Source organism: Streptomyces cinnamoneus, assembly GCF_002939475.1.
In the GTDB taxonomy this organism is placed as follows: domain Bacteria; phylum Actinomycetota; class Actinomycetes; order Streptomycetales; family Streptomycetaceae; genus Streptomyces; species Streptomyces cinnamoneus_A.
On record NZ_PKFQ01000001.1, the window covers coordinates 170662 to 194254 of the forward strand.

The following is a 23593-nucleotide window of genomic DNA, read 5'->3' on the forward strand; positions in this document are numbered from 1 at the left end:
CTACATGCCTCCTACATTCTGTGCTGCGGACAGTGACCGGGCAGCTCTGGGACGCTCTCACCAGGGGTCCCCCCCCGGGGGCCGTGGAGGCCCGCCGGGGGTCCTCTCGGGGCTACTTCGGGACGGTCCAGAGCTGGCGCTTGTAGGTGTTCGCCGCGTGCAGCTGGATCTTGGTGCCGTCAGCGGTGCTGCCGCCGGTCACGTCGAGGACCTTGCCCGACGCGACGTGCACGATCTGGCCCTTCGCGTTGACCGACCAGCGCTGTGACGGCTTGCCGTTGCAGTCGTAGAGGTCGATCTTGCTGCCGTCCGTGCCGGCGTTACGTGCGTTGTCCAGGCACTTGCCCAGCGCACGGAACGTGCCGTCCTTCTCCAGGATCCACGACTGCGCCGCGCTGCCGTTGCAGGTGTAGAGCTGGATCTGGGTGCCGTTGGCCGCCTTCCCGCCCTTGACGTCCAGGCACTTGCCGCCGAGTCCCGTCACCTTGCCCTGCGGCGAAAGGGCCGCGCCGCCACCGGCGGCGAGGACGCGCAGGCCCTGAAGGTCGAACTGCTGGACATAGGTGCCCACACGGTCGTCCTGGTAGCCGTGGTTCGCGGTGCACATCACCGGCTTCTCGCCGGAGTCGCTTCCCTGCGCGCAGTCGCCCCGCTTCGCGCTGCGGTCCGCGTGCGTCAGCCCCATGGTGTGGCCGAGTTCGTGGCTGATGTGGTTCCGCATGAACGTCTCACCCCAGGAGGGTGCGGGCTTGCCGTCCGAGGTGAAGAACTCGCTGTCGATGTAGGCATGGCCACTGGTCACCGTGCCGGGGAGGGACGAGGAGATGAGCCCGCAGCTCAGGTTGGGGGTGCCCGAGCCGTCGCGCACGACCTTCCAGCCGCTCTGGCCGCCCTCCGCCGGCGGCACGCACGGGCGCTTGAGCACACCGATGACGATCACGCCCTTGGGCCTGACGTAGTCCCAGCCCACAGGGGTGGTGTCGACAGTGACGGGCAGGTTGGTGATGCGCTTGAGGTCGGCGGCGGACGCCTTCACGTAGCGGCCCAGCCAGTCCACGGATTTCTGGTCGTAGAACTTGATCGTGTAGCCGGTCGAGAGGGACTTGGTCATGCCGTTGGCCAGCTTCCAGCCCTCGCCCTGGGGCGCCGCGGCCACCGCCGCCCTCATGTGCGCGGGTGCCGCGCCCAGCGACATGACACCGTTCTGGAAGACCGTCCCGTCGGATGCGGAGACGCCGGAGTCCGCAGAGCCGGACGGCTCGTCCATCGCCCCGGCGCTCGCCGGCCCCGCGGCGCCCGTCTGGGTGTCGCCGGTACCGAACGCGCTGGGCATCAGCTGCACCGTCACCCCGATCGCCGCCACGGCCCCCGCCGTGACGACCGCTATTCGACGCTTGCCCTTGAGTCGCATGTCCCCGTTGGCCTTTCCCCGTTGACCTACTGTTTCCTTCCCGGCGCCGCCGTTCCAGCGGCCCGGGCCGGTGTGATCCTAGGCCGTCGACCCGACAAACGATCACGCAGGGATCCATGCGAGCCGGGGGCCGGGCATAGCCGGCCGGGACGAGGGCTTCCGGACTGCGGGGTGAAGACCACGTCCGCGGAGCGGTCGCATCGGCACAGAGAGCCGATCGCCCCGTGTCACCTCCTGTGTGCGTGGGCCGAGCCGTGCGGTTCGGCCGACGCAGCGGGCACGCAGGACGTAGGGTCCGGCCATGGGCGACCGTTACGTGCCACATGCCTTCTCCCACATCGACGCGCACCCGAATCCCGTACGGCTGGTCGACGCGCTGTACCGCCTGAGAGCCGAACCGTTCTTCGCCTCCTACAAACGGCGCTTACGCCAGCTGCTCCAGGCCCAGCCCGGTCAGCGGTTCCTCGACGTCGGGGCCGGGACCGGAGACGCCGCCCGGGAACTCGCAGCCGAGACGGGCGCCGAGACCATCGCCTGCGACCTTTCCCAGACCATGTGCGCCGAGATGAAGAGGGCGGGCCTGGAGCAGGTGGTCGTGGCCGACAGTCACTGTCTGCCGTTCCAGGACGCGGGATTTGACGGGGTATGGGCGGACCGCGTCCTTCAGCACGTCGAGAGTCCCGCCCGGACTCTGGACGAGATGGTGCGCGTCACCCGCCCTGGAGGCCGCATCGTCGTCTGTGACCCGGACACCGCGACCCAGGCTCTCGACATCGACGACCACCGCCTGGCTTCCAAGGTCCTCGGCCTGCGCCAGTCCGTCAGCATCCGTCACGGCACCTTCGCCCGGCGCGTACCCGGCCTCCTCACCGCACGCGGTCTGCTCGACGTCGAGGTGGAACCTCACACCCTCGTCATCCGCGACAAGCGTGCCGTCGACGGCACGATGGGCATCCGCGACTGGGCCGACGTCTTCGCCGACCGCGGCCATCTCGACCGCTCCGAGGCCCGCCGATTCAACGCACTCCTCGACGACGCGGTCGAAGGCAACCGTTTTCTCTACGCCGTCACCTACTTCCTCACCTCCGCCACCGTGCCCACCGTCCGTACACAGCGGTAGAGGCTCAGGTCCCCCATCCCGGCATGCCCGGCCGGGCGGGGCGCGTCGGCAGGACGTCCCCGGCGGAATCCGCTTGTCACACGCTCTCCGTGAACTGGCCGGTGCCCACGACCTTGAGCAAGGCGAGGCGGTCGGCGGTGTCGCTGCCGACCGGCGGGGTGTACAAGATCACCCGCTGGTCTCCCTGCGGGGCGAGCAGCATCTGGCAGTCGAGGTCGACCGGGCCGATCAGCGGGTGCAACACCCGCATGCGCGTCGCCCGGCGCACGGCGACCTCGTGCAGCTCCCACAGGGCGCTGAACTCCTCGCTGGCCCCCCGCAGCCGCTCCACCAGAGCGTCGCCGCGGGGTCACCCGCCCGGCGGCCGACGGACGCCCGCAGGTCGGCGACGTGCAGGCGGCTGTAGTAGTCGTGCTCGTCGGCCGGGTAGGCGGCGCGCTGGGCGGGATCGGCGAACCAGCGCCAGATGATGTTACGGCCGTGCTCGGACACCGTGCACACCCCGCCGAGCAACGCCTCGGCCATGGCGTTCTGGGCCAGGACGTCACCCAGGTCGCCGACGACCTGCGCCGGGGTGCCGGGCAGTTGGTCCAGGAGGTGCAGCAGTCCAGGGTTGACGTGGTCGCCGGATGTCCGGCCGGCGGGCGGGCGCCGGCCGGCGAGCAGGTGGAGGTGATCGCGTTCGTCCTCGGAAAGGCGCAGGGCGCGGGCCAGCGCGGCGAGCATCTCCGGGGACGGCTGCGGGCCGCGGCCCTGTTCGAGGCGGATGTAGTAGTCGGCCGACATCCCGGCGAGCTGGGCGACCTCCTCGCGGCGAAGCCCCGGGGTGCGCCGCCGTGGGCCGAGGGGAAGGCCCACGTCCTGCGGGCGCACGCGATCGCGGGAGCGGCGCAGGAAGTCGGCGAGTGCGGCACGGTCGATCGTCATGGTGATCATCTTGCGACGCGCGTCGCCGGCTCAACCAGGGACTCCCGGTCCCAGGGTGAAGAGGTCTCTCCCGGCCCCCTTGCCGGGGCGGCAGAGTGAGTCGGGCCGGAGCACGGGGCCCCGGCACATCAGACAGGTAGCGTTCCATGGCCACCATCACCGTCGACGGCGCACGGGTCCACTACGAGAAGACCGGCACCGGCCCCGCGCTCGTCCTGGTCCACGGCACCGGGTCGTCGGGGGCAGCCGTCAACTGGGGGCAGACGGCGCCCCGGTTCACCGGGCACCGCACCGTGATCACCCCCGACCTGTCGGGCACGGAGGCCACCGTCGACGACGGCGCCCCGCTGACCGCCGAGGGGCTCGCCGCCCAGGTCATCGCGGTCATCGAGGCCGCGGCAGACGGACCGGTCGATCTGCTCGGCTTCTCCATGGGAGCCACTGTCTCCGCGACCGTGGCCGCCCTGCGCCCCGACCTCGTACGACGTCTGATCCTGACGGCGGGCTGGGCCCACACCGACGGTGACGAATACCTGCGCAGCTTCTTCACGCTCTGGCAGAACCTCGGCACCAACGACCCCGAGTCCTTCGGCCGCGCCGTAGCGATGACCGGCTTCAGCCGTGGCTTCCTCAACAGCATCGGCCGCGACGCGTTCGAGGCCCTGATCCCCAACATGCCGCCCACGGTGGGCACCCTGCGCCACATCGCCTACGACCTGCGGGTCGACATCCGCCACCTGCTGCCCCGCATCGAAGCCCCCACCCTCGTCCTCGGTGGCACCCAGGACATCACTGTCCCCGTCGAGCACAGCCGCGCTCTTCACGCCGCGATCCCGAACAGCACCTACGCGGAGATCGACGCGGGCCATGTGATGTTCTTCGAGCAGGAGGACACGTTCGTCAAGCTCGTGACCGACTTCATCGACGACCACGCCTCCCCCGCGATGTGACCGGCCACCACGGGTGGTGCTACGGGCGGAGCACGCGCGCCCCTGGCTTGTCACACACTTCCCCCATGGAGATCAAGCCAGGGAAGGCGGCACGGCGCCGGCTGGCCCGGACCGTCTTCCCAGTGAAGTGGTTCATGCCGGTGTGCCCCTCAGCGTGTGCGTGATGTGGTCGCTGACGTGGGGCAACCAGTCGGGTCGCGCGTTACCGAGAAGATGGTCGCCGTGCGGGACCGACAGATAGGTGCCGTGCGGTGCCAGACCGGCCAGCCTCTCACCGTTCGTCACGCCGGGAATGACGTCCCGCTCACCATCCACGACCAGCAGCGGGGCCGCTATGCGGGACGCCAGGTCGGCGAGATCCACCTGGTCGGCGAACGCGCGAGCCTCGTCGGCCCCTCCCGTGCGCCGGGCCATGATGTCCTTCACCGGCGGCGGCAGTTCCCGCCAGTCGAGGCGGAACGGGCCGCTAACGGTGGCGACCGCCGCCACACGCGGTTCCAGCGCGGCGGTCCGGGCCGCGAAATACCCGCCCAGGCTGAGGCCGACGAGTCCGATGCGGGCGACGCCGAGGGCGTCGATGACCCGGCCCACGACCTGCTCGTACTCCGGCCGGAGAGTCGTGGTGGCCGCGAGCACGCCCTGCCCGGGGCCGTCCATGGCGAACACCGCCAGCCCCCTGGCCAGCAGCGCGGACACCAGATCGAGGAACTCCTCCTTGGTGGAGTCCAGGCCGGGGACGACGACCACGGTGCCGGGCGCGTCGGCGGGGCCGCGCAGCCAGCCGGTGAACCCCTCCCCGCTCACGCGCCGGGCTTCGGGTTCCAGCACCGTGAGCGCCCTGCTCAAGGCGTGGTCCGCCTCGGTGGCGGCCAGGTGTGCCCTTTCGTACGGCGCGAGCGTGGCGAGGTGGAACCAGCGGGCTGCCATCAGCAGGTACTCACCGGCCGAGACGGACGACCGCGCCGCCTGCGCGCGCTGGAGGTAGCCGTGTCCGGTGCGCAGGAACGACGGTCCCCAGTCGGCGACAGAGGTGAGATCGTCGGTGACGCGACGGTACTCGTGGGGATCGACGCCCGCGCCGGTGGCGCGTGTCCACTGGGCGGCGGCGAATTCGACGGCGTTCATCGGGTTCCTCCTGTCAGCAGGACGGCCTTGCCGCGGATACGCAGCTCCCGCCGGCCGGCAAAGGAACCGGCCGTACGCAGCAGGCGTAAGGCGGTGACTCCGGCCAGGGGCAGGGCCGCCGCCCGGACACTGTCGACGCTGTCCGGGAGCACCGCGAGGGAGTGCGTGGGTACGGCGGCGTACTCGGCCCAGCCGCCATGTGCCGGATGCCCGACCACGCGGGTGCCGGTGCCGGGGCCTGAGGCGTTTGCGGCGGCCTGCACGACGAGCCCAGCAATGCCCTTGCCGGGCGGCGGCCCCGGGCGGGGGCCTTCGAGGAGGAACGTCTCGCCCCGGTTCGGCGCGAACGCCTCCACCTTGATCAGTGCCTCACCGGGCTCCGGAACGGGCTGTGGCGCTTCGGCGAAGGCGACCAGGCACCCCGCATCCCCCGTGGGAATCAGTGTTTGCATGCCGACGATGCAACCGCCGCGGCCACCCCGCGTGCCAACAACGGACAGGCAAGGCCGACAACTTTTGGTTGTCGCCTGGGGTGGGAGCAATGGATTGCGACGTGGCGCAGGCACGTGCCGTCGTACGTGCCGCCGAGGAACTGTGCTTGGGGCGGGCGGCCGGGACGCTCGGGGCAGGGGCGAGCGGCGCGACAGGCAGGGCCGTACGTCCCGCCGCCCGCCGCTCCGCTCACCGGCCGGCTTCCGGGGCAGCGGGCCTACCGCTCGGTCTGGGCGAGAGTGGCGCAGTTTGTCTTGTACCGGGCCACGACATAGCCGTCGATCTCGCCGCCCCAGTCGACGCACTTGCCCTTTGCGTCCAGGTAGACCGGGCCCGAGTACGAGGTGAAGGAGCCGTACTGTTCCTGCTTCGACTTCAGTTCAGTGTTGCGCTGGAGCCAGGAGCCCATCCACAGCGGTGAGCCGGTCGAGCTGTTCCGCTTGGTGACCACGCAGTTCTTGCCGGTGGCGGCGTTGTAGGTCAGGAAGACCGTCCCCCGACCCGGGATCGGGATCTGGTTGACCTGCGTGTACCCCGTGCCGCACTCACGGTTGTACGCGGCGGCGCGTGCCGGGGCGGCGACGGATGTCCCGGTGCCCGCCGCCAGGGCGGTGACGGTCGTGGCGGCGGCGAGCAGCGCAGCTCCCGCAACGCGGGTACTTACAGCACACTTCACTGTGTCCTCCGAAGAAGTCGCAAGTCGCATGGTGCCGGTTGATGGACGTACGCGGGACGGCCGTCTCCGTGCCCACACAGACACCCCACATCCCAAAGAGGTTGCACGCCCCCCTCACCCCACAACTCAGAACCGGCCACACGGCCCGAGCCCCTGGCCGTCCGGGTCATCGACCCGGTATCCAGGGCGGAAGACGCCACCTGTGCAGGCCTGACGTGCTGCTCTCATCTGCTGTGATGTGGAAACCCCGAACCCGCCCTCGCCATCCTGGATCTGCACGCGGTGATGTGCTGTGTGTGGTGCACTGTTACCTGTACGCGGTGCTGAGCTGCATTGTTCATTGGGGAGTCGAACCCCGAGCGTTGCTCCTCACGCGCCAGCGTGGGTCGGAAACCGCCGACCCTCGGTGTGTGCACGCCTCCAGAACGACTACCTGCTCCACATCGTCTGCTGGACTGGCTCAGTCCAGGAGATCGGCCTCCCAGTTCATAGGGCGCCGGGCACCCGGTTTTCGGTGCGCTGCCTGAGCTCTACCGTCGTCATCCCGACAACGCCCTTTCTCATGCTTCGCGGGACGGACGCGGGGCGCCCCACCCGGTGAGCGCCCCAACCCTTGACGAGCCGCCAAGCGTGCGCTCAGCTGACGGCGGCGCCGAACCACTTGGGCAACTGGCCGAGCAGGTCCTGCTGGTCGTCACCGACCCACGCCACGTGACCGTCCGGTCGCAACAGCACGGCGGACGCCTCCAGTTCGTCACTGACGTCGACGACGTGGTCGACTCGATCCGCCCAACCCTCGACCGAGAGCCGGCCGGTCTGGTCGAGCAGCAGCCCGCGGCCGCCGTGCATCAGCTCGTACAGGCGCCGACCCTGCTTCAACGTCACGTCGCGAAGCCGCCGGCCGAGCAGTTCGTGGCCCTCGCCGAAGTCGTAGCGGATCTCGACGGCGGTGATCATCCCGGTCACGTACCGGTTCACCTCCTCGAAGTCCATCAGCTTCGAGAACAGCTCCCGCAGTGCCGTCGGACCCGGCTCGGTTCCCATCAGCGTGATCTGCGCCCGGGTATTGTCCAGCACGGCCGCGCCCACCGGGTGCCGTTCGGTGTGGTAGCTGTCGAGGAGCCCCTCCGGCGCCCAGCCGTTGACCGCGGCGGCCAGCTTCCAGCCGAGGTTGAACGCGTCCTGCACACCGAGGTTCAGTCCCTGCCCGCCCGTCGGCGGGTGGACGTGCGCCGCATCGCCGGCCAGGAACACCCGCCCGACCCGGTAGCGCTCGGCCTGCCGGGTGGCGTCGCCGAACCGGGACAGCCAGCGCGGCGAGTGCACACCGAAGTCGGTGCCCGCGTACGCCCGCAGCTGCTGCTTGAACTCGTCCAGCGTCGGCTCGGTCGCACGGTCCTCGGCGACCCCGTCGGCGGGCGCGACGACACGGACCACGCCGTCCGCGTCGGGGGCAGTGACGCCGAACCGCAGCTGGGTCCTGTTGACTTCCTTGACGACAACGGCGATCGTCGCCGGATCCTCGGTCACCTCCATCTGGCCCACCAGCGTCTCGACCTTGGCGGGCTCGCCGGGGAAACCGACCCCGAGCAGCTTGCGCACCGTGCTGCGACCGCCGTCGCACCCGACGAGATAGCGCGAGCGCACCAGTGCCCCTCCCCCGCCGGCTACGCCCCCATCCCCCGCCAGCTCGACGGTCACCCCGTCCTCGTCCTGGCTCAGCCCGACCACTTCGCAGCCGCGCCGGATCTCGGCACCGAGTTCGAGGGCGCGCTCGTTGAGCAACCGCTCGGTGACCGGCTGCGGGGTGGCGACGCCGTACGGGTGCGCGGTGTCCAACCGGTCCGGCCACGGCTTCACGATGCCGCCGAAGAGACCACCGACGCTGAACTTCTCACTGGTCGCGAGGAACCGGTCCAACAGACCGCGCTGGTCCATCATCTCGACGCTGCGCGCGTGCAGCCCCTGGCCACGGGACTGCGCTGTCGGCTCGGTCAGTTTCTCCAGCACGACCACGCGCACACCGTGCAGTCGCAACTCGCTCGCCAACATCAAGCCGGTCGGTCCGCCGCCGGCAATGATCACGTCAATCATGAAAAACCCTGTTTCCGCAGTTCCTGGCCTCGGCCGACGATTCTGCGGCACACCCCGGGCCTTGCCACAAGCCCCCCAGTGCGCTATACGTTAAGAGTGGCGAGGAGTGGACGACCTCCTTGCCTTTGCCTTTTGTTCCTGCCGCAGTTCGCCCTGGTGTGACGGCGCGGCAAAGGCCGCGCCCCCGTGTGGGAAGCGACTCCTGTCCCTTGCGGTCAGCTCCTCCTCGCCGTGGTGGACGGTGCGACGGCGGCCCACCTCACGGTCCAGGAAGTCCCCGAGGACCGGGCGCCGCACCGCGGTAGGCGGCGTGCGGCGGCACCGACGGGCTACACGGCGAAGCCAGTGACGGTCCGCTTTTCCCAAGAGCCGCACACAGCTGCGGGAACGGATCGGCGTCAAGAGCGCCCGGGGTCGTAAAACGGGAGCACCGGGATAGGCTGAGACGATGTTCAGCAACATAGGACCGTTCGAGGCAGTCGCCCTCGGCGTCGTCATCATGGCCTTATACGTCGTGCCGTCGGTCATCGCGTTCCGCCGCAGGCATCCCCAGCGTCTGCTCGTCCTGGCGGTCAACCTCGTTTTCGGCTGCACCCTCGTGGGCTGGGCCGTCGCCCTCCACCTCGCGACCCGCTCCGCCCCGGCCCGCAGCCAGCCCGCCTGACGGCGCCTCGTCGATGAGATCGCCTCGTCGATGACACGACCTCTCAGGTGGCGGGCAGCTCCCGGCCGGCCGTGTGCGGGGGCGGGCGCGGCCCGCACGGCACGAGCACGGCTGCCTCGTCCGACCCGGCGGACACAATCCAGGGGCGCCTTGTGGATCAGGCCGCGTACCCTCGGCTCCGTGCCCCGCCACCCGAAGAAACCCCGCCGACTGGTCGCCGACGGGCGCGCGTACCTGTGGACGCTCCGTCACAGCCACCGCGTGCTGGACGGCGGCCGGTCCGCGCACTGCCGCGAGACCCTCACGTTGTACCCGCAGCCGGCCGGCGCCGGCGGCCCGCTGCGCATCGTCTTCGCCGCGGGCCCGGAGCGGTACGTCCCGGGCGGGGCCCCTCTGGGCTCCGGGGATGTGGGGTACACCCGCGGCGATTCCCTGAACCTGCACGAACCGGGCGCCGTCCGGGCCCTGCTCGACGCGGCGACGGCCCGCGGGTGGCAGCCGGGGGAACGGCGGGCGGTGGAGGTCGACGGCTGGACGCTGCTGGAGGCGGCGGCCGCCGCGCGAGCCGGGACGCCGGGCCCTCGGGGCCGTAGGGGTGTCGCCCGGCCTTCCACCAGGCGCTCACCGCGCTTCAGGCCGTCTCGCCGCGTACGTGGCTCTCCGACGGTCAAGGAGCGAGTGACGGGGGTGGCGGTCTGACGCCTGATTCGCGTGCTTCCCGCGTCGAAGGCCGCGCCCCCGCCGGGGCCCTAGACCAGGACGTCCTTGTAGAAGAGGTTGGAGCGGCGGTCGTTCTCAAGGCCCGAGGCGAAGCCGAGGAAGAGGCGGACGTCGCCGGCGACCGTCTGGTAGACGGCCAGGCCCTCCGGCTCACGGAAGTCGAGGGTGGAACCGGCCTTGGTCAGGACGGGGCCTTGCTTGATGGTGCCGGTGTTCATGTCGATGCTGGTGATTTCGGAATCGACGATCCAGTTGCCGTCGGAGTCCTTGCCGTTGGTCTCGTAGTCGTCGCCCGTCATGACGTACAGGTACTGGCCGTAGGCGGCGTATCCCTGGAACTTGGACGACGCGGTGGGGAGCGTGGGCTGCTTGAAGTCGGCGAGCGGGTTGCTGAAGTCGCCGTTCGTGGCCGCGGCCAGGTCGTAGACGGCTATGTGCTTGCCGTCCCCGAGCTGGTAGCGGACGATGAGGCGGTTGTTCACCGGGTCGATGGAGCAGGTGTGCTCGGTGGCCGCGGCGACAGGTGTGTACTTCGTCAGCGCGGAGGACGTGTGGGACAGCGTCGTGCCGCTGGTGAACTTGAAACGGGCGAGGCGCTGACCGTAGCCGTTGTCCGCGTCCACCTCCGTCCACAGGTACGTGGAGCTGCCCACGCCCTGCGCACCGAAGGCAACGCCGTGGCCGAAGCCGGTCAGGTGCATGTACCCGACGTAGTTGCCCGCGAAGTCGAGCTGGGTGACGCACAGGTCTCCGGCCGCGTCCGCCGATCCGTTGCGCCGCTGTGCCACGAACAGGCGCCGGTTGACGTTGTCGAAGGCGAAGCCCTGCTGGACCGTCACGTCGTGGAGCGGCTTGCCTCGGTACAGGTCGGTGGACGCCTGGGTCAGGTCGAAGCGCTGCGAGGCGGGGACGGCCGCGGACGCGGGAGAAGCAGCCGTGCCCAGGCCGAACGCGGCCAGGCCCAGTCCGGATCCGGCGCGGAGCAGGGAGCGGCGGCTGAAGCCAGCGATGCGGGACATGTGTCTCCTTCTTCTGCCGGGATGTCGGGGGATGGTGACGCCCCGGGCGGATCGGGAGCGGTCCTGTCCGGTGGGAGAGCGGAGGCCGGGGGAACGATCCTGCGTGGAGGCGCCGTACCCCAGGCCAGGGGTGGTCCCCGGGGGGCGAGTGGCAGGACTTTACGACACCGTCCTGGGCACCCCACAACCGGGGACCGGCCGACGACCTGTACGCGCAGATCGTGCCTGTCTGGCAGAGCGCGTCGTATGTCGCCCGGAATACGGTCCCGCCGTGGCGGACGTGCACGGACGCTGTCCCCGCCGTCCGCGTCAGCCCCTCAGCGCTTCTGCGGCCGCCATTCGAAGAGCAGGATGGTCGCATCGTCCCGCAGGTCGTTGCGCTCGTGGTCGAGGATCGCGTGGATGAGCAGCCTCAGCACTTCAGCCGGACGCTGGCCGGAGGCAGTGGAGCGGATGATGAAGTCGGTGAACCGGTCGAGTCCGAACTCCATGCCCCCTTCGCTGCGCGCTTCCGTGACACCGTCGGTGTAGAGCAGGACCCGGTCACCGGGTTCGAGTGCCGTCTCGTGCACCTCCCGGGTGACCGGTGCGAGCTGGAAGGGCAGCCCCATCGGCGGCTGCGAGGTGTTGGCCAGGGCGTGATCGATGACCCGCTCGTCACGGATCAGCAGCGGTGGCGGGTGACCGCAGTTGATCCAGCGCAAGGCCCCGTTGGACACGTCGAGTTCACACAGGACACCGGTGCAGAACTGGTCCGGAAGCCACTGGGCGAGCGTCTGGTCGATGGTGTCGACCAGTTCGGGCAGATCGGCACCACTGCGACGGGCGTTGCGCGCGCCCGCGAGGGCGACCGAGGTGGTCAGGCCCGAGGCGAGGTTGTGGCCCATCGCGTCGAAGATCGCGGTGTGCAGCACGTTCTTGACCACCGAGTGGTCGAACGCGTCACCGCCGAGCTCGTAGGCCGGTTCCAGCACCGCGGTCGAGACGCACTCGCTGTTGCCGATGGTGCGCGGTGGCAGGAAGGCCCGCATCATCTCGGCGTGCAGTCGCATGGGGGCGATGCGCGTGCGGGCCACCAGCCAGTCGCTGTAGGCCCGTTTGGAGGTGATGGCCATCGCGAGCAGGTCGGCCAGCATCCGGCTTCGGCGCAACCGCGGACCGTCGAGGTTCGCGGACTGTACGGCGAGCACTCCCAGCCGTTCGGCACCGTCGACGAGCGGCACCCAGACGATCACGCCGTCGTCCACGTCGGCCACTCGCAGTGACACCGTACGGTACGCCCAGCCGGCCGACGATCCGTCCACCGGGAGCGGCTCATGCCGCTCGTCGAGCGGAACGAGAAGTCTTTGTTGCAGGTCGACGAGGTAGATCAGTGCCGTGTCCATGCCGAGCGCCGTGGCGCACCGGCGCACCAGTGCGGAGAGTTCCACCGGCATGGCGGTGTGCGCCGACGAGATCAGCTCCTGCAGCTGTTTGTCGTCGATTCCGGCGTGCAGCTCGGCGGGGCCCGTGGAGGGCGCGGGGGGCCGGTCGGACACGGAGATCACCTCTTCCCACGGGCCCCGGGGCACGTCGCATGGCCTCAGCCACTGCCTACGAGTCCCCCCGCCGACGCGAGCCGCGCCCAGGCCACCGTGGCACCGGTACGGCCGACGGCGCCGGGCGCGCCCGTCTCCAGGCGCTGCGCTTTCAGCACTCCCCCAGCTTGCGCCTGGCCGACGCGTGCCGCACGCCGAGCCTCCGGCGCGGCGGCACCGCGCCGACGCGCCGGTCACGCCACGCCCGCCGAGGTCAGGTGGCCCAGGGCGCGGGGCCGCCTCGCGGGTGTGTCCCGCAGGCCGGCGGGACGGTCGTCAGGTCAGCTACGTGATGATCCGGGCCGCGCGACGAAGCGGGTGAGTTCCTCGGCGGCGCCGCGCGGCAGGCCGGCGACCGCCGCCTCCGGCAGAGCCGTGATCACGGTGCGCAGCCGCGCGGCGGGGTCCGGCAGCGCTGCCCAGGCGGAGGCCGGGGCCCCGACGGCCGCGAGCAGCAGGTCGCCCTCGTGGAAGTACGCGTCCAGCAGTGGCTCCTCAAGGAGGAGACGGACTGCGAGGGGGAGGACGTACGGCAGGGCCACCTCCTGCGAGATGAGCGTGCGCAGATCCGCCGGACCAAGGCCGCTCAGCGGCCGGCGCCGCAGCTCGTGCACCTTGCGGACCAGGTGGGTCGCCTCGGCGGCCGGCGCCGCCCAGCGAGGAGGGTCCAGTTCGTCGAGGGTGCGGTCGAGGTGCAGAGATGATCCATGGGGCTCATTCTCTCCCGCTCTGGACCGGCACTCGTCCGTCGCAGTGCCCACGCTGTCGCGTGACGCTGACGACTGCTCGCGGTGACGGCCAGGCGACGTCCGTGACGGGCGACCACCCGGGAGGCCATGCGGCCCAGGGAACGGCGAGGGGAAGCCCTGGCCCACGCCGCCGTCCTGTCGGGTGCGGTCACTCCCGGCCCGCCGGCGCCGGCGGGCCGGGGGTCCGCTGCGGGACACACCGGCCGGGCCGCGGCCTACCATGACTGCGTGATCCGTTCTCCGCAGGCTGCTCCCTTCGGCCGCTTCGACGAGTCCTGGCCGGCGGTGAACCGCCCCGAGCTCCTCGCGGAGCCCGTGGCCGCGGCGCTCGGGCAGTGGGTCGGTGCCGGACCGGTCGAGTCCGTGCTGGTCGTCGACACCGACCCGGAGGTGGCCGACACGGCGGCCTTCAGCGCGGCGTACGACGTGCCCCTGGACGTCTCCGCGAACTGTGTCGTCATCGCCGCCAAACGCGGTCAGGAGGTGACGTACGCGGCGTGCGTGGCCCTCGCGACCACCCGCGTCGACGTCAATTCGGCGGTGCGCAAGCGCCTCGGTGCCCGCAAGGCGTCGTTCGCCCCGATGGACACGGCCGTGGCGGAGACCGGTATGGAGTACGGCGGGATCACCCCCGTCGGGCTGCCGAAGGACTGGCCCCTCCTCGTCGACGAGGCCGTCGCCTCCGCGCCGTACGTCCTCGTCGGCAGCGGCAGACGCAGGAGCAAGCTGATCCTCCCCGGTGCGTTCCTGGGCCAGCTGCCGAACGCCGAGGTCGCCGCCGGACTGGCCCGCTGACGACGATCGGTTCGCCGGCCCTTCGTGCGGTTCGCCAACCGCCTCGGCGGTCCGGCCGGGGACGGCGGGGAGGCCCGACCGCGGCCGGCCGCCGCCCTTCAGAGGCGGCCGGGCGCCTGCCGGAGCGGGTGACGGCCGTTCAGGAGGGTCAGACCGTGGGGCCGGAGTGTTCCTGCACGGCGTCGAGGGGCACGCGCGGGTGCGGGATGACGGCCTCTCCGCCCTGCCGCAGCGAGACGGTCCGTTCCGGCACCGGGATCCGGATGCCCTCGGCGCGGTACCGGCGGTGCAGACGCTTGACGAACTCGTGCTTGATGCGCCACTTGTCGCTGAACTCGCCGACCCCGAGGATCACGGTGAAGCCGATCCGCGACTCCCCGAAGGTGTGGAACCGGACAGCCGGCTCGTGGTCGGGGACCGCGCCGGCGACCTCCTTCATCACGCCTTCGGCGACCTCGACCGTGACCCGCTCGACCTGCTCCAGGTCGCTGTCGTAGGCGACGCCCACCTGCACCGTGACCGACAGCTTCTGCTCGGGCCGGGTGAAGTTGGTCATGTTCGTGCCGGCGAGCTTGGCGTTCGGGAGGATGACGCGGTTGTTGTTGAGCTGCTCCACCACCGTGTTGCGCCAGTTGACGTCGACGACATAGCCCTCCTCCCCGCTGCTGAGCCGGATGTAGTCGCCGGGCTGCACGGTCCTCGAGACGAGGATGTGCACACCCGCGAAGAGGTTGGCCAGCGTGTCCTTCAGAGCGAGGGCGATCGCGAGACCACCCACGCCGAGGGCGGTGAGCAGCGGCGCTATCGATATGCCGAGGGTCTGAAGGACCACGAGGAAGCCCATCGCCATGACCGCGATGCGCGTGATGTTGACGAATATCGTGGCCGATCCGGCCACCCCGGACCGGGACTGCGCCACGGTCCGCACCAGGCCGCCGATCACCCGGGCGGCGGTGACCGTCGCGGTCAGGATGACGAACGTCGTCAGGACCTCGTTGACGACGTGTCCGACCGAGTGGGTCAGGGGAAGGGCCGCGGCCGCCGCCCCGACGCCGCCCGCCACGGCGGACCAGGGGGCGAGCGTGCGCAGCACGTCGACGATGATGTCGTCCCCCTCCCACTTGGTCCTGCGGGCACGCTCGGCGAGCCAGCGCAGGACGACCCGCAGCACGAGGGCCGCGAGCAGGCCGGAGGCCAGGGCGATGCCGGCGACGATGACGTCGTGGGCCGTCAGATCGCGGTTCACCGGCGTCCCCTCTCCCGTCCGGAAAGCGGGGCCGCGGCCTCACATGCCGCCGCCGGAAGCCCGCAGTAACGATTCGTCACTTATACCTGCCTGTCACAGAGATCACGAACGCACCGGGGTCACGAGGTGATCCGGCGCGAGGAGTCATCCTGCACCACACCCCGACCGGGCTCGCACAGAGCCCTCACCATTCGGAGCCGGCGGGCTCGCCCCGGCCGTCCAGGTGGCCGGCGTCACGCTCTCCCGCCTGCTCCTCTGCTCGTCTGCCCGTCCCGCTTCACTCATCCGGCGTTGATGACCAGAAGGGACATCTTCCCTCAAACCTCATGAAGGGCAGACAAGAGCAGGAGACCCCTCGCCTGTCCGGCCCGTTCTCCGGGATCGTTCCCCGTCGCTCTCCGGCCGGGGTTCAGGGGCGTCGTCCCCGGCGCCACGGCGGGCGCGCACGCTGCCGGGCCGCCACGACCGTAGGGCAGTGGCGCCAACTCCCTTACCCGCTCTGCCTCCAGAGCCGAAACGCACGCGCGCACCCGCGGCGTTCCGCCCTGTCCGGACGCACCCGCACCCCGCGTACGATGCACATGTGATCGCCTACGCGCCAGCAGCCCTCTTCCTCGTCCTCTTCGGCATCGGCATATTGCGTGACCGCCGGCGCTTCAGCAACGCCGTGTACCTCGGACTCGCCTGCATATTCATGGTGTTCGGGTTGCTTCACGTGGCCGACCGGTCCAGCGATCACGGCCACCACGCCCTGGAGTGGCTGGTGGCGGCCCTCCTGCTGATCCCCTTCCTCGGCGCCCTGGCCCTCCCGGTGTTCCTGCTGATAAACGGCGTGAAGATGATCCGGAAGGAGGGGCGGAGGCCCGCGAACCTGCTCTCCTTCCTCGCCGGCCTGGCCCTCTTCGGCCTCATGGCGCTGACGCTGGTGGCCGCCGGCACGCGGTCGCGAGGCCTGGTGATCGCCACCGGTACGACCCTCATGATCGCCGGTTATGTGTCGTTCCTCTTCTTCTGCTTCATCGCCTACGCCTTCCTGTACGGCTGGATGAGGCCGCGCCGCGACGTCGACTTCGTCGTGGTGCTGGGCTCCGGCCTGATCGGCGGGACCAAGGTGCCGCCGCTGCTCGCCAGCCGGCTGGAGCGCGGGCGCAGGCTCTACGAGGCGCAGGCGGCGCGCGGCAACCCGCCCCTCCTCATCACGTCCGGCGGCCAGGGCCCGGACGAGAAGCTGCCCGAGGCCCACGCCATGGCCGGCTACCTCACCGACCGCGGCTTCCCCGCCGAGCACATCCGGCGGGAGGACAGGTCCCGGACGACCGAGGAGAACCTGGAGTACAGCAAGGCGATCATGGCGGCGGCCGTGCCCGACTACTCCTGTCTGATCGTCACCAACAACTTCCACGCCTTCCGGGCCGCCCTGACGGCCCGGAAGGCGGGTGTCAACGGCCAGGTCGTGGGTTCCCCGACGGCCGCGTACTTCTGGCCGAGCGCGACGATCCGGGAGTTCGCGGCCGTCTTCCTCAGCCACAAGCTCGTGAACTTCACGATCTGCGGGCTGCTCGCCCTCTTCGGCGTGCTGTCCTGGCGCCTGGGCTGACCACGCGTCGCCGCGTGGGTGGGCGGCCCCCGGACCCACCCGGACCGGTCAGTCCCAGGGGTTGGCGCGCTGGTCGTTGATGGCGGTCCACATGCGGGTGCCGGCGGGCACCGAGCCGTACGCCCAGAAGGTCCAGCCGCCGGTCCAGGCGAGGTCCGGGCCGTAGTGGCCGTCGTGGAATTCGGCCATCCGCCAGCCCGCGCCGAATTCCGCCTGGCAGACGCTGTCCGCGGCGTTCCTGCTGTTGAGGCGCGAGCCGCGCACGGGTCTGCTGGCCGCCACGGTGCCCTGCGCCCAGCCCGTGTAGAAGCCGGGGGTGATGCCGTCGGGAACGGGGCTGCCGTCGACCTTCAGGCACAGGACCGGCAGCACGGCGCTCGCCGGGGTGTCCCCCTGGTAGGGATTGCTGGGGCTGCCGCCCGGGCCGCCGACCTGCACGGTGCCGTCGGGGCCGTCGGCCATCTTGGCCCAGGTCATCCCGGGGTGGGTCGCGGGAGGCGCGGCGTGCGCGGGGCTGGGGGCCAGCAGGAGCGCGGTCGCGGCCAGCGCGGCCGCGCCGGCCAGGGAGGCGAGCTTGTCAGAACGCATGGCGGATCCTCACGGATGGATGACGGGACGTCCGGCGTTCGTTCCTGGTGTCGGAGCGAGCATTCTGTACGCTCTTCACGCCTCCTCCACAGCCGGGAACCGGTCAACAACGAGCGCGACCGTCCACGCGTCGACGCCCGCCACCGATGTGCCGCCCGGCGAACCGGGCCAGAGACGTCTCGGCTTCACTTCACGTCACTGGCTCACCAAGGTCCTCACGGCTGCCACGAACTCCTCCGTGCCGGGGTGCGTGGGGTGTACCGGGCGCAGCAGGTAGACGGTGGCCGCTGGTGCGTCGCTGACGCGGACGTAGCGCACGCCCGGGTGGGTCCGGCACTCCACGGTCCCCTCGGCGGCGATGCCGACCGTCCCTCCGACGGCGACGGCGTTGAGCCACTCGTCGACGTCGTGCACCTCGGTGCCGCTCGCGGGCCGCTCCTCGGGGCGCCACAGCTCTGGGCCCGAGGTGCTCACCTCACGCCACGTCACCAGGGTCTCGCCGGCGAGCTCGGCCAGGCCGATCTCCCGTCGTCCGGCCAGCGGATGGTCGTCGGGCAGCGCGGCGAAGCGGTCCTCGCGGTAGAGGGCTTCGGCGCGCAGCCGTGGGTCGCCGGGATCCGCGCGGACCACCGCGACGTCCACGTCCCCTGTGGCCAGTCCCGCCGTGCTCTCGTCACGCCGGCGCAGTTCGAGGGGTACGTGCGGGTGCTCGCGCTGCCAGGACCGCAGCAGCGGAGTCGTGGAGCGGCCCAGCAGGGCGCAGTTGTAGCCCAGGCGCAGCGGCCGGGAGACGGCCGCGGCGTCCGCCAGGGCGGCGTCGACGCGGGCGAGGATGGCTCGTGCGTGGTCGTACAGGGTCCGTCCGGCGGACGTGAGTGCCGTCCGGCGGGACGCTCCCGTGGGGCCGCGGTCGACCAGGCGGACGCCGGTGCGCTGTTCCAACTGGGCCAGGGTCCGGGAGAGGGCCGGCTGGGTGAGGTGCAGGCGGGCGGCGGCCGCGGTGACGGTGCCTTCGTCGGCGATGGCCACCAAAGCCTTGAGGTGGCGCAGTTCCACATCCATGCGTGCGAAGCATAGTGCCTGCCCAGAAGGCATTTCCGGGTGGGCGGCCGGGTCCGTACGGTCATGGGTGACGGCCCTTGCGGCCGCGATCCACCCAGGGTCCCGGGCGGTGAGGAGCGTGCCGCCGTGGTGACCACGACGAAAGAGAACCCTTGTGAAGATCCTCCTCATCGGCGCCGGCGGCACCATCGGCAGCGCCGTGCACACCACCCTCACCGGACGGGGTCACGAGGTGGTGACCGTCGGCCGCACCAGCGGTGACGTCCGCCTCGACATGTCCGACCCGCAGGCCGTCGGCCGGCTCTACGAGCAGTGCGGGCAGGTGGACGCGGTAGCCGTCGCGGCGGGCGACGCCGTCTTCGGGCCGCTGGACGCGCTCACCTACGACGACTTCTCCGCCACGCTGCGGGGCAAGGCGCTGAGTCAGGTGGAGCTCGTGCGCCAGGGCACGCGCCATGTCGCGCCGCGCGGCTCGTTCACCCTGGTCACCGGAGTGCTCACCCATGAGCCCGTGCCCGGTGCGGCGGCGGCCGCAGCGGCGAACGGGGCCGTGGAGGCGTTCGTCCGGGCCGCGGCGATCGAGCTGGCACCGCAACGGGTCAACGCGGTCAGCCCCGGCCTCGTCGCGGAGAGCGCCGACGCGTACGGGCAGGTCTTCCCCGGCGTGGAGCCGGTGCCCGCGGCCCGGGTGGCGACGGCGTACGTACGGGCGATCGAGGGCGCGGCGACGGGGCAGGTGTTGCGGGTGGGGCACTAGGGGGTGTCCGACGGGTCGGTGCCGGCCCTGCGGAGCCCGGCACGGCACCTCGCTGCGCTGTCGCATCAGCCGAGGACGCCCGGTCCGAGGCAGATGCTCCGCCGTGCGATCCTCCCCCGGCTACCGCTGGGAGGTGCCCCCAGCGGACACCGCAGGACCCGCACCGACCCATCGGACACCCCTAGGCGGATGCGTTGACCGGGAGCCCTCGGTTCTCAGGGCTCCCGCGTGGGCGGCTGTGCGCGGCGTCCGTGCGAACTCCTCGATGGCCGCCGGGGTGACGGGGCGAAGAAGGCGAAGAGATCGCCGTCGGGTCGCGGAACAGCAGCGACCGGCTGGGCGGAGGCCCTCGCCCACTTCCTCAGACAGGCCCCGGGGCTGTCCGGCGACAGCCGCCGCGATCAGGGTCGTGTGCAGATGGTCAGGGCTTTGACCTTCACGGTCCGGGAGCTGACGTTCTTGCCCGCCCAGACCCAGGAGTTGGCCCCTTCCTCCTGGTAGGAGTCGCTCACGCTGAGCGAGTAGGGAACGTCGGCCCGGCCGCCTCCGCCGGAGATCACTTCACCCGCCGGGCAGGCGACGATGGTGCCGAAGGTCGTGTTCGGAGGGATGTCGATGCCGGTGTCCCAGACGGGGTGAGGGGCGACGGCCGCGACCCTCTGCGGGTGTGGCGCCGGAGCGGCCTCAGGCGGTGCGGCCGCCGTCACCGAGCCACCGATGGTGAGGAACAGGGCCGCCACGCCGACCGTGGCGGCGGCACCCCGGCCCCATGACCGTCTCTTCATGCTCTCTCCTGACCTGAGTTGGTTCACCGGTCCCACGACGTGGCGAGGCTTACCGCCGGCCGGCCTCGCCAACCCGATGGTGCCGACTCAGTGGAGGAGGACACGGCGAATTCATCAGCGAGGAGGACGTGTCGCACACAGGTCGAGCGCCATCGTCCGGCTTTCTCCCGGCTGCCGACCCGGATCAGTTCGCCCCGGAAGACGGGCCCCCTCACCACCCCGGCTCACCACAGGCGGAACATCTGGACCGGGCTCCAGAGGTGATGTCCCTCGTGACTCGTGTGGAACAGGTGGCCCTCCCGGTCGAGGTGGTACCGGCCGCGCATGCCGGCTTGGTAGCCGCGCAGTCGCCGCACCGCCCGCACGGCCCCGGTGGAGCCTTCCAGCAGGTGTACGTGAACCGTGCCGTCAGGCCCTGACCCCGCATCATCCGGCGCCACGTACTTGCTCACGGCGACCACATCCGTGTCGTGCCGGAAGACACCGACGACGGTTCCCTTCGACCGCCACGTCCACCGGATGCCTTCGCCGTCGAGAGCGAAGGCGGTCAGGTGGTCGGCCGAGATGCTCCAGAGGCGGGTACGAGCGACCAGGACATCCGCCACGGCCGTCACGGGCCGGTCGTCCGCCGGCCCGTAGTCGTAGGGGAACAAGGCGAGATCTCCGTGCGGACCGTCGAGGGGTATCCGGGCGGTCACCTGCCCACTCCCGGAGGCCAGCACCAGCATCTCGTCGGGCGTACGAGGCCCGTTGCCCCGGGCTACGAGAACGAGGGGCGCGCCGTGGACCGGAACAACCTCTGAGAGAAACGTCTCTTCCTCATCGCGCTCCACCACCCCGATCCCCGAGACAGTACGCATGCCGACGAGCCGCACCCTAGCTGCTTGCGCAGCCGCTCCGCCGGGCAGCACCCGCGACGGGTACGCACCCCGCTAGGTCAGCCAGGCATGGGTCAGTAGTACCGCGGTCCCGAGTCGGTGGCCCGCACGGGCTGGGGGAAGCCCACCGGCTTCTGCCCCTTGAAAACGACTTCGCAGGCGTACGTGGACTGGGTGCCCAGCGGCGCCAGCACGGCCTTCGGGATGTCGTTGCACAGGGCGTAGTCGATGCTGTCGCGGTAGTTGCCGTAGAGCAGGCGGGCGACACCGTCGCGGGTGAGGATCCCCTGGCGCGGCGTGGCCTTGTACTGGACCAGGTTGTCGGAGAACGCGGACTTGTCGCCGATGCTCACGTCCCACTCCACCTCCAGGCCCTCGTAGGTGGTCTTGCAGGTCACCTTGGTTCCGCTCTTCGAGCCCACGTCGGTGGGGCACTCGGCGGTGATCTCGCCCGGTGCGCCGGCCATGTCCTGGGTCTTGCGGCGCAACTCGTACGCGAGGTTCTCGCTGAACGAGGCACCGGCGGCCGGGGACGGCTTGAGCTCTCCGTCCGGCATGGTCGGCGGCTTGTCCAGCCTTTGCGGCAGCACGGTGCCGGCCGGCTTGGGCTTGGCGCCGCCACCGCCCCCGCTGGACTTCCCGCCCCCGCATCCCGTGGCCACCAGGCACATCGAACCGGCTATCAGCACTGACACGATCTTGCTCTTCACGGCCGTCACCCTAACCGAGGGAGTGGTCCGCGCCGGACCCGGCCGGCGCCGTGACGCTCCGACCCGCCCGCGTTCCCCCCACGCCACCGCCGTGCCGCGACACCTCGTTGCGGGCACGCACCATCGCCTTGTCACTTCCCTTTCCCGGGGACTGCCGAGGGGACGGTGATCCGGGTCATGAGCCAGGCCGCGGCCCCCAGCGCGGCGACCACCGTGGCCCAGGCGAGGTCGGCGTGCAGCAGCGCGGCGGTGGCGGCGGCCACGCCCGCCATGGACTGCTGGAGGAAGCCGCAGAGGGAGACCGCGGAGGCGCCGTGGCGGTGCTGGCTGCTCACCGCGGTGGCCATGCTGTTGGGGAACAGCACCGACTGCCCGAACGTGGTCACGCAGTACAGCGCGACGAAGACCACCAGGGCGCCGCCGTCCGGCAGGCCCGGCACCGACCACAGCACGATCATCGCGATGCCGGCCGCGGTCATCACGATCGCCCCGGCGGTCATCAGCCGACCGGAACCCACCGTGGACACCAGGCGGTTGACGGTCAGCGCCCCGGCGAAGTAGGCCGCGCCGAGGAGCAGCCCGAGGCTTCCGTACTGGTCCATGGCGAGCCCGAAGTGCTGCTGGAAGACGAACGGGCCGACCTCTTGCAGCAGCACGATCGTGGCGAACCCCGCGCCGCCCGCCAGGGCCGGCAGCAGGAACCCGCGCTGCCTGCTGATGGTGAGGCAGGTCCGCAGCACCTCCGACGGCCGCTGCACGGCACGGCTCGACTCGAACGGCACCGTGAAGGTCAGCGCCGCCGCGGCCCCGCCGATCACTGCGAGGACGACGAAGCCGGTCTCCCAGTGCGCGTACCTGCCGATGAGACCGCCGAGGAACTGGCCACCGCCCATCGCCGTGATGAACGCGATCGACAGCACCGAAAGGCGACGGGCCAGCTCATCACCGCTCCAGCGGTCACGCACCAGTATGCGGGCGATGATCGCGCTGCCACCGGCGCCGACTCCCTGGAGCGCACGCAGCACCAGCAGCCCCTCAGGAGACCGGATGAGGGCGGTCAGAGCGCTGGTGAGCACGAACAGCGCCAGCGAGGCCAGCAGCGGACCCCGGCGGCCGTACCGGTCCGCGGCCACGCCCCACACGACCACCGGAGCCGCGGCGCCGATCACGAACACCGAAATGGACAGCGCCGCATAGCTGCGGGGCATTCCGAAGTCCTCCGCTACGACGGGCAACGACGGCAGGTAAATGGTGGTCGCCATCTGGGCCATGAACACCAAGAGACAGGAGAGCGCCATGATGCGCCGGTTGACCCGACGAATGGCGACCTCCTCTTCTTCCGTCGCCTTTTTCTCGCCGGAAGGAGAAAGTGTCTGGTCAGTCATTCTGGCTCCCCAGGACATGGGTCGGGCGGGCGGCGTTCTCCATGCCCGTTCTCGCCGGACGAGAGTCCGGTCCGGGGTGCGGGTACGACGCAATGGCGTTACGTAGCCCTGTCGTCCCCTTGATGTTCACGCAGGAATGCACAGCCGCTCCCGAAGTCATGCGCGGTCGGTTCGAGTTCCGAGCCTGTAACCGAAGCGGAACGGGACAGACGGGTGTGACCATCGTCCATCACCGTGTGCTCCGCGAGCAGGAGGACTTTCCACGG

The 23593-nt window shown here is 70.8% G+C and carries 21 protein-coding genes and 2 pseudogenes; 7 read left to right on the forward strand and 16 right to left on the reverse strand.

The window, feature by feature from the left end; genetic code table 11:
• Nucleotides 1-112: 112 nt before the first annotated feature.
• Nucleotides 113-1411 (reverse strand): ricin-type beta-trefoil lectin domain protein, encoded by a 1299-nt coding sequence (locus CYQ11_RS00960; protein ID WP_099199184.1) that lies wholly within the window; start codon nt 1409-1411, stop codon nt 113-115.
• A gap of 301 nt (nt 1412-1712) precedes the next feature.
• Between CYQ11_RS00960 and CYQ11_RS00965 the strand changes: the two genes are divergently transcribed.
• Nucleotides 1713-2531, forward strand: a complete 819-nt coding sequence (locus tag CYQ11_RS00965; RefSeq protein ID WP_099199185.1) for a methyltransferase domain-containing protein — start codon at nt 1713-1715, stop codon at nt 2529-2531.
• Between the two features lie 76 nt (nt 2532-2607).
• Here CYQ11_RS00965 and CYQ11_RS00970 read toward each other — a convergent pair.
• Nucleotides 2608-3467, reverse strand: a pseudogene (locus CYQ11_RS00970) (helix-turn-helix transcriptional regulator).
• Nucleotides 3468-3604: 137 nt separating this feature from the next.
• Here CYQ11_RS00970 and CYQ11_RS00975 point away from each other — a divergent pair.
• Nucleotides 3605-4408: an alpha/beta fold hydrolase gene (locus CYQ11_RS00975; RefSeq protein WP_099199186.1), complete on the forward strand. Its 804-nt coding sequence runs from the start codon at nt 3605-3607 to the stop codon at nt 4406-4408.
• A 132-nt stretch (nt 4409-4540) separates the two neighbouring features.
• Here the strand turns inward: CYQ11_RS00975 and CYQ11_RS00980 are convergent, their stop codons facing one another.
• The 4 genes and pseudogenes from CYQ11_RS00980 to rox all read right to left on the reverse strand — a co-directional run bounded on the left by CYQ11_RS00980 (nt 4541) and on the right by rox (nt 8795).
• On the reverse strand, nt 4541-5533 hold the full coding sequence (locus CYQ11_RS00980) for an alpha/beta hydrolase family protein (protein ID WP_099199187.1): 993 nt from the start codon (nt 5531-5533) through the stop codon (nt 4541-4543).
• Between the two features lie 2 nt (nt 5534-5535).
• Nucleotides 5536-5985 (reverse strand): annotated as a pseudogene (locus tag CYQ11_RS00985) (alcohol dehydrogenase catalytic domain-containing protein); the annotation flags it as partial.
• 257 nt (nt 5986-6242) lie between these two features.
• Complete coding sequence (locus CYQ11_RS00990) at nt 6243-6701, reverse strand: spore-associated protein A (protein WP_240003391.1); 459 nt, start codon at nt 6699-6701, stop codon at nt 6243-6245.
• A gap of 636 nt (nt 6702-7337) precedes the next feature.
• Nucleotides 7338-8795, reverse strand: a complete 1458-nt coding sequence (gene rox, locus CYQ11_RS00995) for a rifampin monooxygenase (protein ID WP_099199189.1) — start codon at nt 8793-8795, stop codon at nt 7338-7340.
• A 448-nt stretch (nt 8796-9243) separates the two neighbouring features.
• On the opposite strand from rox, the gene CYQ11_RS01000 reads away from it, so the two are divergent.
• Nucleotides 9244-9459, forward strand: coding sequence for a superinfection immunity protein (locus CYQ11_RS01000; protein WP_099199190.1), 216 nt, complete (start codon nt 9244-9246; stop codon nt 9457-9459).
• A 180-nt stretch (nt 9460-9639) separates the two neighbouring features.
• Nucleotides 9640-10158 (forward strand): hypothetical protein, encoded by a 519-nt coding sequence (locus tag CYQ11_RS01005; protein WP_398779663.1) that lies wholly within the window; start codon nt 9640-9642, stop codon nt 10156-10158.
• A gap of 50 nt (nt 10159-10208) precedes the next feature.
• Here CYQ11_RS01005 and CYQ11_RS01010 read toward each other — a convergent pair whose 3' ends face one another.
• The 3 genes from CYQ11_RS01010 to CYQ11_RS29325 all read right to left on the reverse strand — a co-directional run bounded on the left by CYQ11_RS01010 (nt 10209) and on the right by CYQ11_RS29325 (nt 13536).
• Entirely contained in the window at nt 10209-11198 is a 990-nt protein-coding gene (locus CYQ11_RS01010; protein ID WP_099199191.1) for a phage baseplate protein, read from the reverse strand.
• Between the two features lie 317 nt (nt 11199-11515).
• The gene (locus tag CYQ11_RS01015; protein WP_240003392.1) at nt 11516-12745 is read right to left on the reverse strand and encodes a PP2C family protein-serine/threonine phosphatase; all 1230 of its coding nucleotides are present in this window, start codon (nt 12743-12745) and stop codon (nt 11516-11518) included.
• Nucleotides 12746-13056: 311 nt separating this feature from the next.
• Nucleotides 13057-13536 carry a contact-dependent growth inhibition system immunity protein gene (locus tag CYQ11_RS29325; protein ID WP_240003393.1) on the reverse strand — a complete coding sequence of 160 codons (480 nt, stop codon included), beginning with the start codon at nt 13534-13536 and terminating at the stop codon, nt 13057-13059.
• 216 nt (nt 13537-13752) lie between these two features.
• Between CYQ11_RS29325 and CYQ11_RS01025 the strand changes: the two genes are divergently transcribed.
• Nucleotides 13753-14319, forward strand: coding sequence for a YbaK/EbsC family protein (locus CYQ11_RS01025; protein WP_181143890.1), 567 nt, complete (start codon nt 13753-13755; stop codon nt 14317-14319).
• A 148-nt stretch (nt 14320-14467) separates the two neighbouring features.
• Here the strand turns inward: CYQ11_RS01025 and CYQ11_RS01030 are convergent, their stop codons facing one another.
• A complete protein-coding gene (locus CYQ11_RS01030) occupies nt 14468-15565 on the reverse strand; it encodes a mechanosensitive ion channel family protein (RefSeq protein WP_099199193.1) in 1098 nt (365 codons plus the stop codon).
• A 583-nt stretch (nt 15566-16148) separates the two neighbouring features.
• Between CYQ11_RS01030 and CYQ11_RS01035 the strand changes: the two genes are divergently transcribed.
• Nucleotides 16149-17162: a YdcF family protein gene (locus tag CYQ11_RS01035; protein ID WP_099199194.1), complete on the forward strand. Its 1014-nt coding sequence runs from the start codon at nt 16149-16151 to the stop codon at nt 17160-17162.
• Between the two features lie 48 nt (nt 17163-17210).
• On the opposite strand, the gene CYQ11_RS01040 is transcribed toward CYQ11_RS01035, so the two are convergent.
• Nucleotides 17211-17750 carry a flagellar hook-length control protein gene (locus CYQ11_RS01040; protein ID WP_099199195.1) on the reverse strand — a complete coding sequence of 180 codons (540 nt, stop codon included), beginning with the start codon at nt 17748-17750 and terminating at the stop codon, nt 17211-17213.
• Nucleotides 17751-17945: 195 nt separating this feature from the next.
• Entirely contained in the window at nt 17946-18812 is an 867-nt protein-coding gene (locus tag CYQ11_RS01045) for a LysR family transcriptional regulator (protein WP_099199196.1), read from the reverse strand.
• 154 nt (nt 18813-18966) lie between these two features.
• Between CYQ11_RS01045 and CYQ11_RS01050 the strand changes: the two genes are divergently transcribed.
• A complete protein-coding gene (locus CYQ11_RS01050) occupies nt 18967-19569 on the forward strand; it encodes a short chain dehydrogenase (RefSeq protein WP_099199197.1) in 603 nt (200 codons plus the stop codon).
• Nucleotides 19570-19970: 401 nt separating this feature from the next.
• Here the strand turns inward: CYQ11_RS01050 and CYQ11_RS01055 are convergent, their stop codons facing one another.
• The 4 genes from CYQ11_RS01055 to CYQ11_RS01070 form a co-directional block, all read right to left on the reverse strand.
• Nucleotides 19971-20354: a hypothetical protein gene (locus CYQ11_RS01055; RefSeq protein WP_099199198.1), complete on the reverse strand. Its 384-nt coding sequence runs from the start codon at nt 20352-20354 to the stop codon at nt 19971-19973.
• 224 nt (nt 20355-20578) lie between these two features.
• Nucleotides 20579-21229 carry a hypothetical protein gene (locus tag CYQ11_RS01060; protein WP_099199199.1) on the reverse strand — a complete coding sequence of 217 codons (651 nt, stop codon included), beginning with the start codon at nt 21227-21229 and terminating at the stop codon, nt 20579-20581.
• A gap of 77 nt (nt 21230-21306) precedes the next feature.
• On the reverse strand, nt 21307-21942 hold the full coding sequence (locus CYQ11_RS01065; protein ID WP_099199249.1) for a hypothetical protein: 636 nt from the start codon (nt 21940-21942) through the stop codon (nt 21307-21309).
• 131 nt (nt 21943-22073) lie between these two features.
• Complete coding sequence (locus CYQ11_RS01070; RefSeq protein ID WP_240003394.1) at nt 22074-23327, reverse strand: MFS transporter; 1254 nt, start codon at nt 23325-23327, stop codon at nt 22074-22076.
• Nucleotides 23328-23593: the final 266 nt, after the last annotated feature.

Excerpts from the sequence above, each read along its gene's own strand:
- CYQ11_RS00960 (WP_099199184.1), bottom strand. The coding sequence starts at position 1,411 with ATGCGACTCAAGGGCAAGCGTCGAATAGCGGTCGTCACGGCGGGGGCC.
- CYQ11_RS00965 (WP_099199185.1), top strand. The coding sequence starts at position 1,713 with ATGGGCGACCGTTACGTGCCACATGCCTTCTCCCACATCGACGCGCAC.
- CYQ11_RS00975 (WP_099199186.1), top strand. The coding sequence starts at position 3,605 with ATGGCCACCATCACCGTCGACGGCGCACGGGTCCACTACGAGAAGACC.
- CYQ11_RS00980 (WP_099199187.1), bottom strand. The coding sequence starts at position 5,533 with ATGAACGCCGTCGAATTCGCCGCCGCCCAGTGGACACGCGCCACCGGC.
- rox (WP_099199189.1), bottom strand. The coding sequence starts at position 8,795 with ATGATTGACGTGATCATTGCCGGCGGCGGACCGACCGGCTTGATGTTG.
- CYQ11_RS01000 (WP_099199190.1), top strand. The coding sequence starts at position 9,244 with ATGTTCAGCAACATAGGACCGTTCGAGGCAGTCGCCCTCGGCGTCGTC.
- CYQ11_RS01010 (WP_099199191.1), bottom strand. The coding sequence starts at position 11,198 with ATGTCCCGCATCGCTGGCTTCAGCCGCCGCTCCCTGCTCCGCGCCGGA.
- CYQ11_RS01040 (WP_099199195.1), bottom strand. The coding sequence starts at position 17,750 with ATGCGTTCTGACAAGCTCGCCTCCCTGGCCGGCGCGGCCGCGCTGGCC.
- CYQ11_RS01045 (WP_099199196.1), bottom strand. The coding sequence starts at position 18,812 with ATGGATGTGGAACTGCGCCACCTCAAGGCTTTGGTGGCCATCGCCGAC.
- CYQ11_RS01055 (WP_099199198.1), bottom strand. The coding sequence starts at position 20,354 with ATGAAGAGACGGTCATGGGGCCGGGGTGCCGCCGCCACGGTCGGCGTG.
- CYQ11_RS01070 (WP_240003394.1), bottom strand. The coding sequence starts at position 23,327 with ATGACTGACCAGACACTTTCTCCTTCCGGCGAGAAAAAGGCGACGGAA.